General features: G+C 55.9%; 10 protein-coding genes. 8 read left to right on the top strand and 2 right to left on the bottom strand.

Annotated features, from left to right (window positions below):
• Nucleotides 1-12: 12 nt before the first annotated feature.
• The gene (gene arsC, locus HV107_RS26695) at nt 13-438 is read left to right on the top strand and encodes a glutaredoxin-dependent arsenate reductase (RefSeq protein WP_000065758.1); all 426 of its coding nucleotides are present in this window, start codon (nt 13-15) and stop codon (nt 436-438) included.
• A 30-nt stretch (nt 439-468) separates the two neighbouring features.
• Here arsC and HV107_RS26690 read toward each other — a convergent pair whose 3' ends face one another.
• A complete protein-coding gene (locus HV107_RS26690) occupies nt 469-843 on the bottom strand; it encodes an ArsA-related P-loop ATPase (RefSeq protein WP_000110555.1) in 375 nt (124 codons plus the stop codon).
• Between the two features lie 38 nt (nt 844-881).
• Entirely contained in the window at nt 882-1454 is a 573-nt protein-coding gene (locus tag HV107_RS26685; RefSeq protein WP_001556711.1) for a recombinase family protein, read from the bottom strand.
• 163 nt (nt 1455-1617) lie between these two features.
• Here HV107_RS26685 and HV107_RS26680 point away from each other — a divergent pair, with 163 nt between their 5' ends.
• From HV107_RS26680 to HV107_RS26650, 7 genes are all read left to right on the top strand, one after another.
• Entirely contained in the window at nt 1618-4626 is a 3009-nt protein-coding gene (locus HV107_RS26680) for a Tn3 family transposase (protein ID WP_182063614.1), read from the top strand.
• A gap of 17 nt (nt 4627-4643) precedes the next feature.
• Nucleotides 4644-4892, top strand: coding sequence for a Tn7-like element transposition protein TnsE (locus HV107_RS26675; protein ID WP_259349719.1), 249 nt, complete (start codon nt 4644-4646; stop codon nt 4890-4892).
• Between the two features lie 163 nt (nt 4893-5055).
• Nucleotides 5056-5964 carry a WYL domain-containing protein gene (locus HV107_RS26670; protein WP_032676764.1) on the top strand — a complete coding sequence of 303 codons (909 nt, stop codon included), beginning with the start codon at nt 5056-5058 and terminating at the stop codon, nt 5962-5964.
• 14 nt (nt 5965-5978) lie between these two features.
• Nucleotides 5979-7709: a DUF262 domain-containing protein gene (locus tag HV107_RS26665; RefSeq protein WP_032676765.1), complete on the top strand. Its 1731-nt coding sequence runs from the start codon at nt 5979-5981 to the stop codon at nt 7707-7709.
• 11 nt (nt 7710-7720) lie between these two features.
• Complete coding sequence (locus tag HV107_RS26660) at nt 7721-10099, top strand: class I SAM-dependent DNA methyltransferase (RefSeq protein ID WP_032676766.1); 2379 nt, start codon at nt 7721-7723, stop codon at nt 10097-10099.
• The gene (locus HV107_RS26655) at nt 10099-11505 is read left to right on the top strand and encodes a restriction endonuclease subunit S (protein WP_032676767.1); all 1407 of its coding nucleotides are present in this window, start codon (nt 10099-10101) and stop codon (nt 11503-11505) included. Before HV107_RS26660 ends, HV107_RS26655 begins: the two co-directional genes overlap by 1 nt.
• On the top strand, nt 11492-14563 hold the full coding sequence (locus HV107_RS26650) for a type I restriction endonuclease subunit R (protein WP_032676776.1): 3072 nt from the start codon (nt 11492-11494) through the stop codon (nt 14561-14563). Before HV107_RS26655 ends, HV107_RS26650 begins: the two co-directional genes overlap by 14 nt.
• Nucleotides 14564-14565: the final 2 nt, after the last annotated feature.

Below are 14565 nucleotides of genomic sequence, written 5' to 3'. Positions count from 1 at the left end.
TGAGATACTGATATGAGCAACATCACCATTTATCACAACCCAGCCTGCGGCACGTCGCGTAATACGCTGGAGATGATCCGCAACAGCGGTATCGAGCCGACCGTTATTCTTTACCTTGAGACTCCACCTTCACGCGATGAGCTGCTCAAACTCATTGCGGATATGGGCATTTCCGTCCGGGCTTTGCTGCGTAAGAACGTCGAGCCGTATGAGGAACTGGGTCTTGCAGAAGATAAATTTACTGACGACCAGCTCATCGACTTTATGCTACAGCATCCGATTCTGATCAACCGTCCGATCGTAGTGACGCCACTGGGAACTAAACTTTGCCGTCCTTCAGAGGTTGTTCTCGATATCCTTCCAGATGCCCAGAAAGCGGCTTTCACCAAGGAAGACGGTGAAAAAGTCGTTGATGATTCAGGTAAAAGACTGAAATAAAGACGAAGGGGGCATTTGCCCCCTTCATTATTACTTCGCCATTTCTTCCAGCAGGTCAATACCAACCGGCTCTTCGCTCTGTAGCGCTGTTAATGCAATACGCTTTGCATACTGCTCTTCCACATCAGAGATGAGAGGCAGCTCGCGGTTCGCCCTGATCTTCAGGAAAGGCGAAGACGGTTGAGCAGCTGCCAGGCTGTTATTAACGACCCATGCCCACGGCTCGATGCCAGCTCGGCGTAGATCCTGCTGCAGGTTAGCGGCTTCCAGTACAGGTGTCGTTTCGGCAAGCGTCACGATAATCACCTTCGTCTTCTCCGGGTCTGCTGCTTTTTCGCTATCACCTGTCTTCGATGTCAGAAAGCGAGAGAATTCGGCTTCATGCTGTCGCCAGAACACACTCATGCAATTGTTGAATGCCTTTACATCACTCATGTTCGTCCTCAAATTTTGCTCAGATTAACCCGGCTCTCATCTTCCAGAATTTTATAAACAGTGGAACGGGCAATACTGAGCCGGCGGGCAATATCTGTTGCACCAGTTCCCTGCTGATGAAGTGCCAGTACACTATTTCTGTCGATGATGCGCTTTCGGCCAAACCGGATACCTTTCAGCCTGGCCTCCTGCCGTCCTTCGTTCGTACGCTCCAGAATCCTCCTGCGTTCGGCCTGGGCTACAGCTGAAAGAATGGTCACAACCATTTTCCCCATTTCACCGTCGGTGCTGATCCCGTCGTCTATGAATCGGACCGCGACTCCCTGAGCGTCGAATTCTTTTATCAGTTGGATCATATCGGCAGTGTCGCGGCCAAGCCGGTCGAGTTTCTTCACCAGGATGACGTCACCTTCCTCCACCTTCATTCGCAGCAGATCCAGTCCTTTCCTGTCGGTAGAACTGCCGGATGCTTTGTCGGTAAATATGCGACTGGCTTTCACCCCCGCCTCTTTAAGCCCCTTGATCTGAATATCGAGGGACTGCTGGCTTGTTGATACCCGTGCGTAACCAAAAAGTCGCATAAAAATGTATCCTAAATCAAATATCGGACAGTGGGTGTCTGTTATAACAAAAAATCGATTTAATAGACACCTAGACAACACCATTTTAGTGTGTCCGAGAATTTATAACATTTCGGACGGTTGCGAAATTGTTAATATATAACCGTCAGGCAGGAAGGCCTATATGCCCGTCGATTTTCTGACCACTGAGCAGGAACTGAATTATGGTCGCTATGTTGCAGAACCCAATGACGTGCAGCTGGCGCGCTATTTTCATCTTGATGAGCGAGATCTTGCCTTCATTAACCAGCGACGGGGAAGGCATAACCGGCTGGGAATTGCGCTTCAGCTCACCACCGCCCGTTTTCTGGGCACCTTTCTGACAGATTTAACCCGGGTTCTGCCGGGTGTTCAGCAATTTGTCGCGGTGCAGCTTAATATCCGCCGTCCGGAAGTCCTTTCCCGCTACGCAGAACGGGATACCACCCTCAGAGAGCATACTGCGCTGATTAAGGAATATTACGGTTACCATGAATTTGGCGATTTCCCCTGGTCTTTCCGCCTGAAGCGCCTGCTATACACCCGTGCATGGCTCAGTAATGAGCGACCCGGCCTGATGTTTGATTTTGCCACCGCCTGGTTGCTTCAGAATAAGGTCCTGCTGCCCGGAGCAACCACACTTGTACGTCTCGTCAGTGAAATACGTGAACGGGCAAATCAGCAACTTTGGAAGAAACTGGCCGCGTTGCCGGACAGCTGGCAGACCGCCCGCGTGACTGAGCTGCTGGACATTCCTGAGGGGCAGCGAATTTCACCGCTGGAGCAACTGAAAAAGGGACCTGTCACCGTCAGCGGTCCGGCATTTACCGAAGCGCTGGAGCGGTATATCCGGCTGCGAAACCTGGAGTTTTCCCGACTGAGTTTTACCGGTCTGCCCGCTATACAACTACGTAATCTGGCCCGTTACGCAGGCATGGCGTCGGTAAAATATATCGCGCGAATGCCACAGCAGAGAAAGCTGGCCGTACTCACCGCATTCGTTAAAGCACAGGAGACTGCGGCGCTGGATGAAGCCGTTGATGTGCTCGATATGCTTATACTGGATATCACTCGTGCGGCGAAGAAAACGGGGCAGAAAAAACGGCTCAGGACGCTGAAAGATCTTGACCGTGCTGCGCTACTGCTGGCGCAGGCATGTTCATTGTTGCTAGCTGAGCAGGCTGACGATGCTGAACTGAGGGAGACCATATTCAGCAGCATACCGAAAAGTAGGCTGGCAGAATCCGTCAGCAAGGTAAATGAGCTGGCCCGGCCTCAGAACAACAATTTCCATGACGAAATGGTGGAACAGTACGGGCGGGTAAAGCGTTTTCTTCCGGCGGTATTGCGCGACCTGCATTTCCAGGCAGCGCCAGCCGGAGAACATACGCTGTCCGCCATTCATTATCTGACCGAACTGAACGGCTCGAAAAAGCGCATCCTGGACGATGCGCCTGAACATATTATTACCGGCCCCTGGAAACGCCTGGTATACGATGCGGAGGGCCGGATACAGCGTGCCGGTTACTCGCTTTGTCTGCTGGAGCGCCTTCAGGATGCACTACGCCGACGGGACATCTGGCTCGAAAACAGCGATCGCTGGGGAAATCCCCGCGAGAAGCTGTTGCAGGGGGAAGAATGGCAGGTTCAGCGGGTCCCCATCTGTCGGGCGCTGGGACATCCCACTGATGGACATAAAGGCGTGCAACAGCTGGCGCTCCAACTGGATAAAACCTGGAAAGCCGTCGCATCTCGCTTTGAAGGAAATGCGGAGGTTAATATCTGCCATGACGGTAAATATCCTTCCCTGACTATCAGCAGCCTGGAGAAACTGGAGGAGCCACCATCGTTGCATCGTCTCAACAGTCGGGTAAGGCAGCTACTCCCGCCGGTAGATTTGACGGAACTGTTGCTTGAGATAGATGCCAGAACGGGCTTTACACGTGAGTTTACGCATGTCAGTGAATCCGGGGCCCGGGCGCAGGATCTGCACATCAGCCTGTGCGCGGTCCTGATGGCTGAGGCTTGCAATATCGGGCTGGAACCGCTGATAAAGCACAATATACCGGCGCTGACGCGCCACCGGCTCAGTTGGGTGAAACAGAATTACCTCCGGGCAGAAACGCTGGTCAGCGCCAATGTCCGCCTGGTTGATTTTCAGTCCACACTGGAGCTTGCTGGCCGCTGGGGTGGCGGCGAAGTGGCTTCAGCTGACGGCATGCGCTTTGTCACGCCGGTGAAAACCGTCAATTCAGGACCTAACAGAAAATATTTTGGTTCCGGACGTGGCATCACCTGGTACAACTTCGTCTCTGATCAGTATTCTGGATTCCACGGCATCGTTGTTCCCGGCACATTACGTGATTCCATTTTTGTGCTGGAAGGCCTTCTGGAGCAGCAGACAGGGCTGAATCCGGTTGAGATCATGACAGACACAGCCGGTACCAGCGACATTATTTTTGGCCTCTTCTGGCTGCTGGGATACCAGTTTTCTCCTCGGCTTGCCGATGCCGGTGAAGCAGTATTCTGGCGGGTGGATAAATCGGCAAATTACGGTGCACTAGACGAACTGGCTCGTGGTTGTGCCGATCTGTCGAAAGCCGAGTATCAGTGGGATGAGATGATGCGAGCCGCCGGTTCGCTGAAACTGGGTACCATTCATGCTTCAGAACTCATTCGCTCTTTGCTGAAAAGCTCGCGCCCATCAGGGTTGGCACAGGCGATCATGGAAGTGGGGCGCGTCAACAAGACGCTGTACCTTCTAAATTATATTGATGATGAAGATTATCGTCGGCGGATCCTGACGCAGCTAAACCGGGGAGAAGGCCGCCATGCTGTGGCGAGGGCGATCTGCTACGGGCAGCGCGGTGAGATCAGAAAGCGCTATCGTGAAGGTCAGGAAGATCAACTGGGTGCACTGGGCCTCGTCACTAACGCAGTGGTACTGTGGAACACACTTTATATGCAGGAAGCCCTGAGCTGGATGCGCAGGAATGGAGAAGAAACCGGGGGTGAAGATATCGTCCGGTTATCCCCACTGATGCACGGGCATATCAATATGCTGGGGCATTATACGTTCACGCTACCGGAGGATATTTTGAAGGGGGAACTGAGAGAATTAAATTTTAATTTAAACAATGAATTACCTTCTTAGCGTACGTTTTCGTTCCATTGGCCCTCAAACCCCTATTACGGCTGAAGTCGCCTCTGGATTGGCCCAAGCAGCTTACGCTGTTGGCAGAAGAGTTAACCCAGAAATCACTGCACTGGCCAAATCAGCGGTTAAAAATGCTCTGCGGCAAGGATGGCTATTCCGGCATTCCTCACCCGCAGACCAAATCCGTGGATAAGGGCAAGTTGCATGAGGAGTCGATAGAGCACTGGGCGGCAAGATTTCACAGTTGGATGACATCAATCTAACGTATTGAAGAGATTTAATAAAAGACGAACTATGTCTACGTTTGAGGCTTTATATCTTGTTGTTATAGTAAAGATGGTGCATGATTGTAATCAATTTGATGATAACAATAGCGCTATATGGATCACATCACTACATTCTCCTTTCATTTCATAGCTGCGGCACATGATTAGTTCTCCCTCTAAACGGGTCGAGGATTTGAGCCTTGCCCAGCGCGAGCGGCTGGCCTACATCGACTTCCAGCTCTACTTCTTCGGTGATATTGGGCGCCCAGACCTGATTGAGCGCTTCGGTGTGGCGCCGGCAGGGGCAACTCGCGATCTGGCTCTTTACCGGGAAATCGCACCGCAGAACATTGAATTCGATGGTAGCAACAAGATCTACCGCATAGGCAAGGCGTTTGTTCCAATTTTCGAGCACTCGACGCAACGTGTTTTGTCGACACTCGCGCTTGGGTTTGGAGATGGTGTGAACGTCGACTCGCGGCCGCTGCTGCCATGCGAGTCTCCAGTGGCTTTGAGCTGCCCACGGATGGATGTGCTGGCCCCAATCTGCCGGGCTATCCACGCCAAGCGGCCAGTAGCCATCCGCTACCACTCAATGAGCAGCGGTGAGACCGAGCGGATCATTGTGCCCTTTGCGCTGGTCGATACCGGCCTGCGCTGGCACGTCCGAGCTTTTGATCGCAAGAGTGGCGAGTTCCGCGACTTCGTTGTCACCCGCATTGAAGCGCCTATCCTGCTTGATGAAGAACCCAAGGCTAACGAGCGTTCGGACAACGACATTCAGTGGACTCGGATCGTGGAGTTGGACTTAGTGCCTCATCCGCGCTTTGCGCGTCCCGAGGTCATCAAGATGGACTACGGGATGACCAACGGGTCGATCAAGATGCGCGTGCGGGCTGCTGTTGCGGGCTACATGCTGCTGCACTGGAGCGTGGACTGCTCGCCTGACCATCGCCTCAAAGAAGAACAGTATCGCCTATGGCTTAGCGATCCGCTGGTGCTGTACGGAGTCGAGAGCGCCAAGCTGGCTCCAGGATACCAAGCCCTGAGCAGTTCCAAGGGATCATAGGAAAGAGGAAAACAATGGCCAAGACACTTGAAGCCCACGACAAACTGATCCGCGAGATCTTCGAAGGCAGCTACCAGTTCGAGATTCCGGACTACCAGCGTCCCTATGCCTGGACAACCGAGCAGGCCACAGAGCTGTTCGATGATCTGCACTCGGCGATGCTGGATGCGCGTGTCTCCGGTGCAACCAGCCAATACTTCCTCGGCAGTATCGTTCTGATCAAGAACGACCGAGAGCCCAAATCGTCGGTGGTCGATGGCCAGCAGCGCCTGTCGACGCTGACGATGCTGTTTGCAGTGCTGCGCGAGGCCATGCCGCACGCAGCCGACGACATCACCGATTTCCTCTACAAGAAGGGCAAGGTCAGCCTCGGCGAGAAAAATGAATACCGCCTGACCGCCCGCGAGGAGGATGTCGACTTCTTTCGCACCAACATTCAAGAGCCGGGCGGCATCGCACAGTTGGTCACTAGCACCGACAAGCTGGAAGACAGCCGACTTCGATACCGCGAAAACGCCATGCTGCTGCTTGCCAAAGCCAAGGCGCTACCGCCCGCCGATCTGATCGCACTGTGGCAGTTCCTGGCCAACAACTGCTCGCTGGTTGTTATCTCCACGCCCGATCTTGAAGCTGCCTACCGCATCTTTTCCGTGCTCAATAATCGGGGGCTTGACCTCGCGCCTATCGACATCATCAAGGCGCAGGTTCTGGGCCTAATCCGCACCACGGCAGGCGACATTAAGAGTCGGGTCTATGCCAAGGAGTGGAGTCGCATCGAAACCTCACTGGGCCGTGACGCCTTTGGTGATCTGTTCGGTCACATCCGTAGCATCTATGCGAAGAAGAAGCAGAAGTACATTTTGGTCAAGGAATTCCAAGAGCACGTCACCGAGTACAATAACCCTATCGCCCTGATCGACTCCGTCATCAAACCTTATGCAGAAGTATGGGACTTCGTGCGCGACGCTGACTTTGAGGCGACCGAGCACGCCGAGACGATCAACGAGCACCTGTTCTGGCTCAACCGCGTGGACTTTAAGGACTGGGTACCCCCGGCACTGGTGTATTTCAAGCGATTCCGGCAAAAACCAAAATTGCTCGCAGAATTCTTCGAATCACTAGAACGCCTTACCTATTTCATGTTGGTCACAAAGGTGGGTATCAACGAACGCATCGAAACCTACGCTGCGCTCATTAAAGACATCGAGTCCACAGCCTTCGACGGCGCTCTAGTCACCTTGGGCACTCTGGCACTTACAGACAAACAGAAGCGAGATTTCGTGGCTGCTCTCGACGGAGATATCTACCGCAACCTGCCCAAAGCCCGCATGGCACTGGTTTTACGTCTCGAATCTCTGGTTCGAGCCCCTGGAGTGCAGCTGCAAAACGCCGTGTCGCTGGAGCATGTGCTGCCGCAAAACCCGCCTGACGGTTCGGACTGGATCAAGTGGTTCCCGGATGAAGACGAGCGAGATTGCTGGACGCACCGTTTGGCCAATCTAGTTCCGCTGGATAGGAACAAGAACTCATCTGCCAGCAACTACGACTTTTCCAAGAAGAAGGATGCCTACTTCAGGGGTAAGGGCAAGGCGTCTCCCTTCGTGCTAACGCAGGAAGTTAGGTCAGAAAACGAGTGGACACCCAACCTTCTGGCTGAGCGTCAGAAACGCCTGATGGGAGAACTCAAAAATCATTGGAAACTCGCCGTCACCACAGACAATGCCAGCGCCTCAGCGGCGAATTAAGGTAAGTATCGATGCATAAGAAGCAACAACAAGACCAAAGCCAGATCAAGTGGATTTCCGATTTCATCTGGAACATTGCCGATGACCGCTTGCGCGACGTCTATGTACGCGGCAAGTACCGCGACGTGATCCTGCCCTTCACCGTACTGCGACGGCTTGATGCCGTGCTAGAGACGACGAAGGATGCTGTGCTAGAGCGCAAGAAGCTCCTTGATGCCCATAAAGTGGTCGAGCAGGACGGCGCTCTGCGTATGGCAGCAGGCCAAGCCTTCTACAACGTATCGGAATTTACTCTGGCCAAGCTCAAGGCCAGTGCCGCAGGCCAGCGGCTGCGTGATGATTTTATTGCGTATCTGGATGGATTTTCGCCCAACGTCCAGGAAATCCTCACCAAGTTCAGTTTTCACAACCAGATCCAGAAGTTGGTGGATTCGCACGTTCTGGGCTATTTGATAGAAGATTTCCTCGACCCGGAGGTCAATCTCTCGCCGTTGCCGGTTAAGGATGCCGACGGCCGCATCAAGCTGCCGCCGCTGGACAACCATGGCATGGGCACGGTGTTCGAAGAGCTGATCCGCCGCTTTAACGAAGACAACAACGAAGAGGCTGGTGAGCACTTCACACCGCGCGATGTGGTGAAGCTCATGGCCAAGCTACTGTTCCTGCCTGTGGCCGAGCGCATCGAGTCTAGCACCTATTCGCTCTACGATGGCTCCTGTGGCACAGGTGGCATGCTCACAGTGGCCGAGGAATCGCTATATGAGCTGGCCGAACAGCACGGTAAAGAGGTATCAATCCACCTGTTCGGGCAAGAAATCAGCGACGAAACCTACGCTATCTGCAAGGCAGATCTGCTCTTGAAGGGCGAAGGTGAGGGGGCCGAGAACATCGTCGGTGGCGCTGATAAATCCACTCTGTCTGCCGACCAGTTCCGTTCGCGCGAATTTGATTTCATGATCTCCAACCCGCCCTACGGCAAGAGTTGGAAGACCGATCTGGAGCGCATGGGGGGCAAGAAGGAATTCAATGACCCGCGCTTCATTGTCAGCCACGGGGGCAATGCCGAATTCAAGCTCCTGACTCGCTCCAGTGACGGACAGCTCATGTTCCAGGTGAACAAGCTGCAAAAGATGAAACACCACACGCCGTTGGGCAGCCGCATCGCGTTGGTTCATAACGGCTCCGCATTGTTCACCGGCGATGCAGGCCAGGGCGAGAGTAACATCCGCCGTTGGGTACTGGAGAACGACTGGCTGGAGGCCATCATCGCCCTGCCGCTCAACATTTTCTACAACACCGGCATCGCCACCTACATCTGGGTGTTGGCCAACAAGAAAGCCGAAGCGCGTCGTGACAAAGTGCAGTTGATCGATGCAAGTGGCTGGTTCCAGCCACTGCGCCGCAATCTCGGCAAGAAGAACTGTGAACTCTCGGATGGAGACATCCAACGAATTATCGACCTCTACCTCGGCGAGGCGCAGGAAACCGCCGAGTCGAAATGGTTTGACACTCAGGACTTCGGTTACTGGAAGATCACCGTCGAGCGCCCGCTGCGCCTGAAAAGCCAGCTCTCCGACGAGCGAATCGAACCTCTGCGTTTTGCCACCGGCGACGAGGCGATACGCACCGAGATCTACGCCACCCACGGCGAGGCGCTCTATACCGATTTCGCCAAGCTCAAGCCGACCATCGAGGCATGGCTGAAAGGCGAGGACGAGAACGAAGAGGACGAGAACGAAGACAGCGGCGATGACAGCGAGACTCCCGCCGCGCGTAAGGCCGTGCCCGCCAAGCGCCGCAAGAAGCTGCTCGACGCATCGACGTGGCTGCGCGACAAGGCGCTGATGGTGGTTGCGCAACGGGTGCAAAAAGCTCTAGGTAGCACCGTGTTCGATGACCACAATGAATTCCGTACCCGCTTCGATACTGCCCTGAAGGCACAGGGTGACAAGCTCGGAGCGCCGGAGAAGAAAGCCATCTACAAAGCTGTGAGCTGGCGTGACGAAACGGCCCCGCCAGTCATTGCCAAACGCAGCAAACTCAAGACGAGCGACTTCTTTGAACCCGGCTTCGATGGCGCGTACCTGGAGACCGTGGGCAAGGATCGGTTCATGGTCGAGTACGAACCCGACAGCGAGCTGCGCGATACTGAGCAGGTCCCGCTGAAGGAGCTGGGTGGTATCGATGCGTTTTTCGAGCGTGAAGTGCTGCCGCATGCGCCGGACGCCTGGATCGCTACCGACAAGACCCAGATCGGTTATGAGATATCGTTTGCCCGCTACTTCTACAAGCCAGCACCACTGCGCACGCTGGAAGATATTCGAGCCGACATCCTCGCGCTGGAGCAGCAGAGCGAAGGGTTGCTGCACAAGATCGTGGGGGGCGCGTAATGACAGTGGCGAGTGTGTACCCGAACTACCGACGGCCGAAAATGCGCTGGTTGCCTGCTGTGCCGGAACACTGGAACGAGCAACGTGCCAAGACATTCTTCCGCGAGGTGGATGAGCGCTCGAAGACCGGACAGGAGGAACTGCTGTCGGTGTCTCACCTCACCGGCGTTACCCCGCGCAGCCAAAAGAAGGTCACGATGTTCAAGGCTGCGAGCTACGTTGGCTCCAAGCTGTGCCGCCCTGGCGACATCGTCATCAACACGCTGTGGGCGTGGATGGCGGCGCTTGGTGCGAGCAAGCACGAGGGCATCGTCAGTCCCGCCTATGGTGTGTATCGCCCGCATCACGCCGATAGCTTCAATCCGGCGTATCTCGACTACCTGTTGCGCACCCGCGCCTACGTGGCCGAATACATCGGACGCTCGACCGGCATCCGATCCTCGCGCCTGCGCCTGTACCCGAATCAGTTCCTCGACATTGCGCTGATCCAGCCCCCGCGCCCTGAGCAGGACCAAATCGTCGCTTACCTGCGCGCTCAGGATGCGCACATGGCCCGCTTCATCAAGACCAAGCGCGATCTGATCAAGCTGCTCACCGAACAGAAGCTGCGAATTATCGACCACGCTGTCACGCGCGGCCTTGATTCATCGGTGGCTCTGAAGCCGTCCGGCATCGAATGGCTGGGTGAGGTACCGGAGCACTGGGAAGTGCAAAGGCTGAAGAACGTGGCCAACGTGGTCTTGGGCAAGATGCTGACCACGGAAGCCAAGGCTGGCGATGGGGATTTCAAGCCCTACCTGCGCTCCACGAATGTGCAGTGGATTAAGCCCGATGTGCGCGACGTAAAGGAAATGTGGGTAGCCAAAGCTGAGATGGCGCAGCTCCGCGTCCGCAAGGGTGACTTGCTGGTCAGCGAAGGCGGAGAAGTTGGTCGGGCCTGCATGTGGAACGATGAACTGCCGGAGTGCTACATCCAGAACTCTGTGCATCGGGTTGCGGCCAAGCCGATGATGCTGCCGGAATTCCTGTTTCACCAGTTTTTCACCTATGGCAAGCGTGGCCGTTTCAATGCCATCGTGAACCGCGTCAGCATCGCGCACCTGACGCGCGAAAAGCTCGTGACGATTCCGTTCACCGTCCCTCCCATCGAAGAACAAAAAGCCATCTGCCGGTGGATCAGCGACGAATGCCAGCCGCTGGACGACGCCATCGCCCGTACCGAAGAAGAAATCAAGCTGATCCGCGAATACCGCGACCGCCTGATTGCCGATGTGGTCACAGGCCAAGTGGACGTGCGGGGCTGGCAGCCCGGCCCGGACGACGTGGTGGACGACACGGCGCTGGCTGCGCTCGGCGATGACCCAGATGATGTGACCGAGGAGGAGGATGGCGATGGCGAAAACTGACACCAGTGAGCGCTGGTTCGAGGCGCGCGTGGTACGCAGCTTGACCGGTGTGCCGCAGCCCGAGTACAGCCATGAGCTGGCTCCCACGGACTTCGCCGCCACCCACAACGGCTACGTGCAGGGCAAGCCCACTGACTACAACCGCGACGTGGCGCTGGATGTGACACAGCTGCTCGCCTTCTTGCAATCCACCCAGCCCAAGGCAGTAGACACGCTGGAACTGGCGGCGGACGGCATCAAGCGCACTCAGTTCCTGCACCGGTTGCAAGGTGAGATCACCAAGCGCGGTGTGGTGGATGTGCTTCGCAAGGGGGTTAGCCACGGCCCCGTACACGTCGATCTCTACAAGCTGCTACCCACGCCGGGCAACGCAGCAGCAGCAGACGCCTTCGGCAAGAACATCTTCAGCGTTACCCGACAGGTACGCTACAGCAACGAATCCGGCAACGAGTTAGACTTGGCCATCTTCATCAACGGTCTGCCGGTGCTGACTTTCGAGTTGAAGAACTCGCTGACCAAGCAGACCCTGGCCGACGCCATCGTCCAGTACCAGACCACGCGCAGCCCGCAGGAGCTGCTGTTCCAGTTGGGGCGTTGTGTGGCGCACATTGCAGTGGATGATGTGGAGGCTGCGTTCTGTACCGAGCTGAAGGGCAAGGCCTCGTGGTTCCTGCCATTTAACCAGGGCTGGAACAGCGGCGCTGGCAACCCACCCAATCCGGATGGTCTGAAGACTGATTACCTATGGAAGCAGGTGCTGACTCGCGAGTCGCTGGCCAACATCATCGAGAGCTACGCGCAGGTGGTAGAAGAGGAAGAAGTGGACGCTGGCGGCAAGAAACGCAAGAAGCGCAAGCAGATCTTCCCACGCTTCCATCAGTTGCGCACGGTGCGAGCCCTTCTGCGCCGCGCCCATGCGGATGGGGTGGGTAATCGTTACCTAATCCAGCATTCGGCAGGAAGCGGCAAGAGCAACACCATTGCCTGGCTGGCGCACCAGTTGGTGGAGCTGCGCCGCAAGGACGATCCGCTGACGGTGCAGTTCGACTCCATCATCGTCATCACCGACCGGCGTGCGTTGGACACACAGATCGCCCGCACCATCAAGGGTTATGACCATGTGGCGGCGATCTTCGGCCACTCCGACAACGCGCAGGAGCTGCGCGAGTATCTGCGCCGGGGCAAGAAGATCATCGTCACCACGGTGCAGAAATTCCCGTTCATCCTCGATGAGCTGGGCGACCTCTCAGGCAAGAGCTTCGCGCTGTTGATCGACGAGGCGCATTCCAGCCAAGGCGGCAAGACCACGGCGCGGATGCACGAAGCCCTCGGCGGCAAGGTTGCTGCGGAGGAGTTCGAGGAGGACAGCACGCAGGATGCAGTCAACGCGGAAATCGAGAAGCGTATTGCCTCGCGCAAACTGTTGGCCAACGCCAGCTACTTCGCGTTCACTGCCACACCTAAGAACAAGACGTTGGAGTTGTTCGGCGAGAAGACCCTGGTCGGTGACAAGGTGCAGTCCCGCTCGCCCGAAGAACTGACCTACACCACCAAGCAGGCGATCCAGGAGAAGTTCATCCTCGACGTGGTGGAGAACTACACCACCTACGACAGCTTCTATCAAGTGGCTAAGACAGTGGCGGACGATCCGGAGTTCGATAAGGTGAAGGCGCTGAAGAAGATCCGCCACTACGTCGAGTCGCACGACAAGGCCATCCGCCGCAAGGCCGAGATCATGGTCGATCACTTCATCGCACAGGTTGTGGGTAAGCAGAAAATTGGCGGCAAAGCGCGGGCCATGATCGTGTGCAACGGCGTTGAGCGGGCCATCGACTACTGGCGCGAGGTGTCGGATTACCTCACACAGATCAAGAGCCCGTACAAAGCTATCGTGGCATATTCGGGTGATTTCGAGATTGGTGGTCAGAAGAAGACCGAGGCCGATCTCAATGGGTTTCCAAGTAAGGACATTCCGGCAAATCTCAAGCAAGACCCGTATCGCTTCCTCATCGTTGCTAACAAGTTTGTCACCGGCTTCGATGAGCCCTTGCTGCACACTATGTATGTGGACAAGCCACTGGCGGGCGTTCTGGCGGTGCAGACCCTGTCACGTCTGAACCGGGCTCATCCGCAAAAGCACGACACTTTCGTGCTCGACTTTGCTGACAACGCCGAGGCGGTGAAGGCAGCGTTCCAGGACTATTATCGCGCTACCATCCAGACTGGAGAAACCGACGCCAACAAACTGCACGACCTAAAGGCTGAACTCGACGGGCAGCAGGTGTATAGCTGGCAACAGGTGGAAGAATTGGTGACCTTGTACTTGAGTGGCGAAGACAGGGACAAACTCGACCCCATCCTCGATGTGTGCGTGGCCGAATACACCGACAAGCTCGGCGAGGACGATCAGGTCAAGTTTAAGGGTAAAGCCAAGGCCTTCGTGCGCAGCTACGGCTTTCTTGCTGCGATTCTGAGCTACGGCCACCCGACGTGGGAGAAGCTCTCGATCTTCCTGAATTTCCTCATCCCCAAGCTGCCAGCACCCAAAGAGGAAGATCTCTCCAGAGGGGTGCTGGAGACTATCGACATGGACAGCTACAGGGTGGAGGCCAAAGCGGCGCTGAAGATGGCAATGGCCGACGCCGACGCCACGGTCGAGCCAGTGCCGCCGGGCGGCGGTGGCGGCAAGGGCGAGGCAGACATCGACAAACTTTCCGCGATCATCAAGACCTTCAACGACCTGTTCGGCAACATCGAGTGGAAGGACGAGGACAAAATCCGCAAGGTCCTCACCGAGGAAATCCCTGCGCGAGTAGCGCAGGACAAGGCTTACCAGAATGCGCAGGCGAACTCCGACAAGCAGAACGCCAAGTTGGAGCACGACAAGGCGCTCAACCGCGTGGTGCTTGAGCTGCTTTCCGACCACACCGAGTTGTTCAAGCAGTTCAGCGACAACTCCAACTTCAAGCGCTGGCTGACGGACACAGTGTTCGATGCGACCTACCAGCGGGGCGCGGTGCCGCCGAAAGCACCGCCGCAGACTGGGGCGTCGGCATGAGA

The sequence above is a fragment of the Enterobacter sp. RHBSTW-00175 genome, assembly GCF_013927005.1.
Lineage (GTDB): Bacteria > Pseudomonadota > Gammaproteobacteria > Enterobacterales > Enterobacteriaceae > Enterobacter.
The sequence above is the reverse complement of the archived record's forward strand: the minus strand, read 5'-3'. Positions and strand labels throughout refer to the sequence as shown.

What these genes read in the sequence shown, in the direction of transcription:
- HV107_RS26670 (WP_032676764.1), top strand. Translation starts at nt 5,056, where the DNA reads ATGATTAGTTCTCCCTCTAAACGGGTCGAGGATTTGAGCCTTGCCCAG.
- HV107_RS26660 (WP_032676766.1), top strand. Translation starts at nt 7,721, where the DNA reads ATGCATAAGAAGCAACAACAAGACCAAAGCCAGATCAAGTGGATTTCC.
- HV107_RS26680 (WP_182063614.1), top strand. Translation starts at nt 1,618, where the DNA reads ATGCCCGTCGATTTTCTGACCACTGAGCAGGAACTGAATTATGGTCGC.
- HV107_RS26655 (WP_032676767.1), top strand. Translation starts at nt 10,099, where the DNA reads ATGACAGTGGCGAGTGTGTACCCGAACTACCGACGGCCGAAAATGCGC.
- HV107_RS26690 (WP_000110555.1), bottom strand. Translation starts at nt 843, where the DNA reads ATGAGTGTGTTCTGGCGACAGCATGAAGCCGAATTCTCTCGCTTTCTG.
- HV107_RS26685 (WP_001556711.1), bottom strand. Translation starts at nt 1,454, where the DNA reads ATGCGACTTTTTGGTTACGCACGGGTATCAACAAGCCAGCAGTCCCTC.
- arsC (WP_000065758.1), top strand. Translation starts at nt 13, where the DNA reads ATGAGCAACATCACCATTTATCACAACCCAGCCTGCGGCACGTCGCGT.
- HV107_RS26665 (WP_032676765.1), top strand. Translation starts at nt 5,979, where the DNA reads ATGGCCAAGACACTTGAAGCCCACGACAAACTGATCCGCGAGATCTTC.
- HV107_RS26650 (WP_032676776.1), top strand. Translation starts at nt 11,492, where the DNA reads ATGGCGAAAACTGACACCAGTGAGCGCTGGTTCGAGGCGCGCGTGGTA.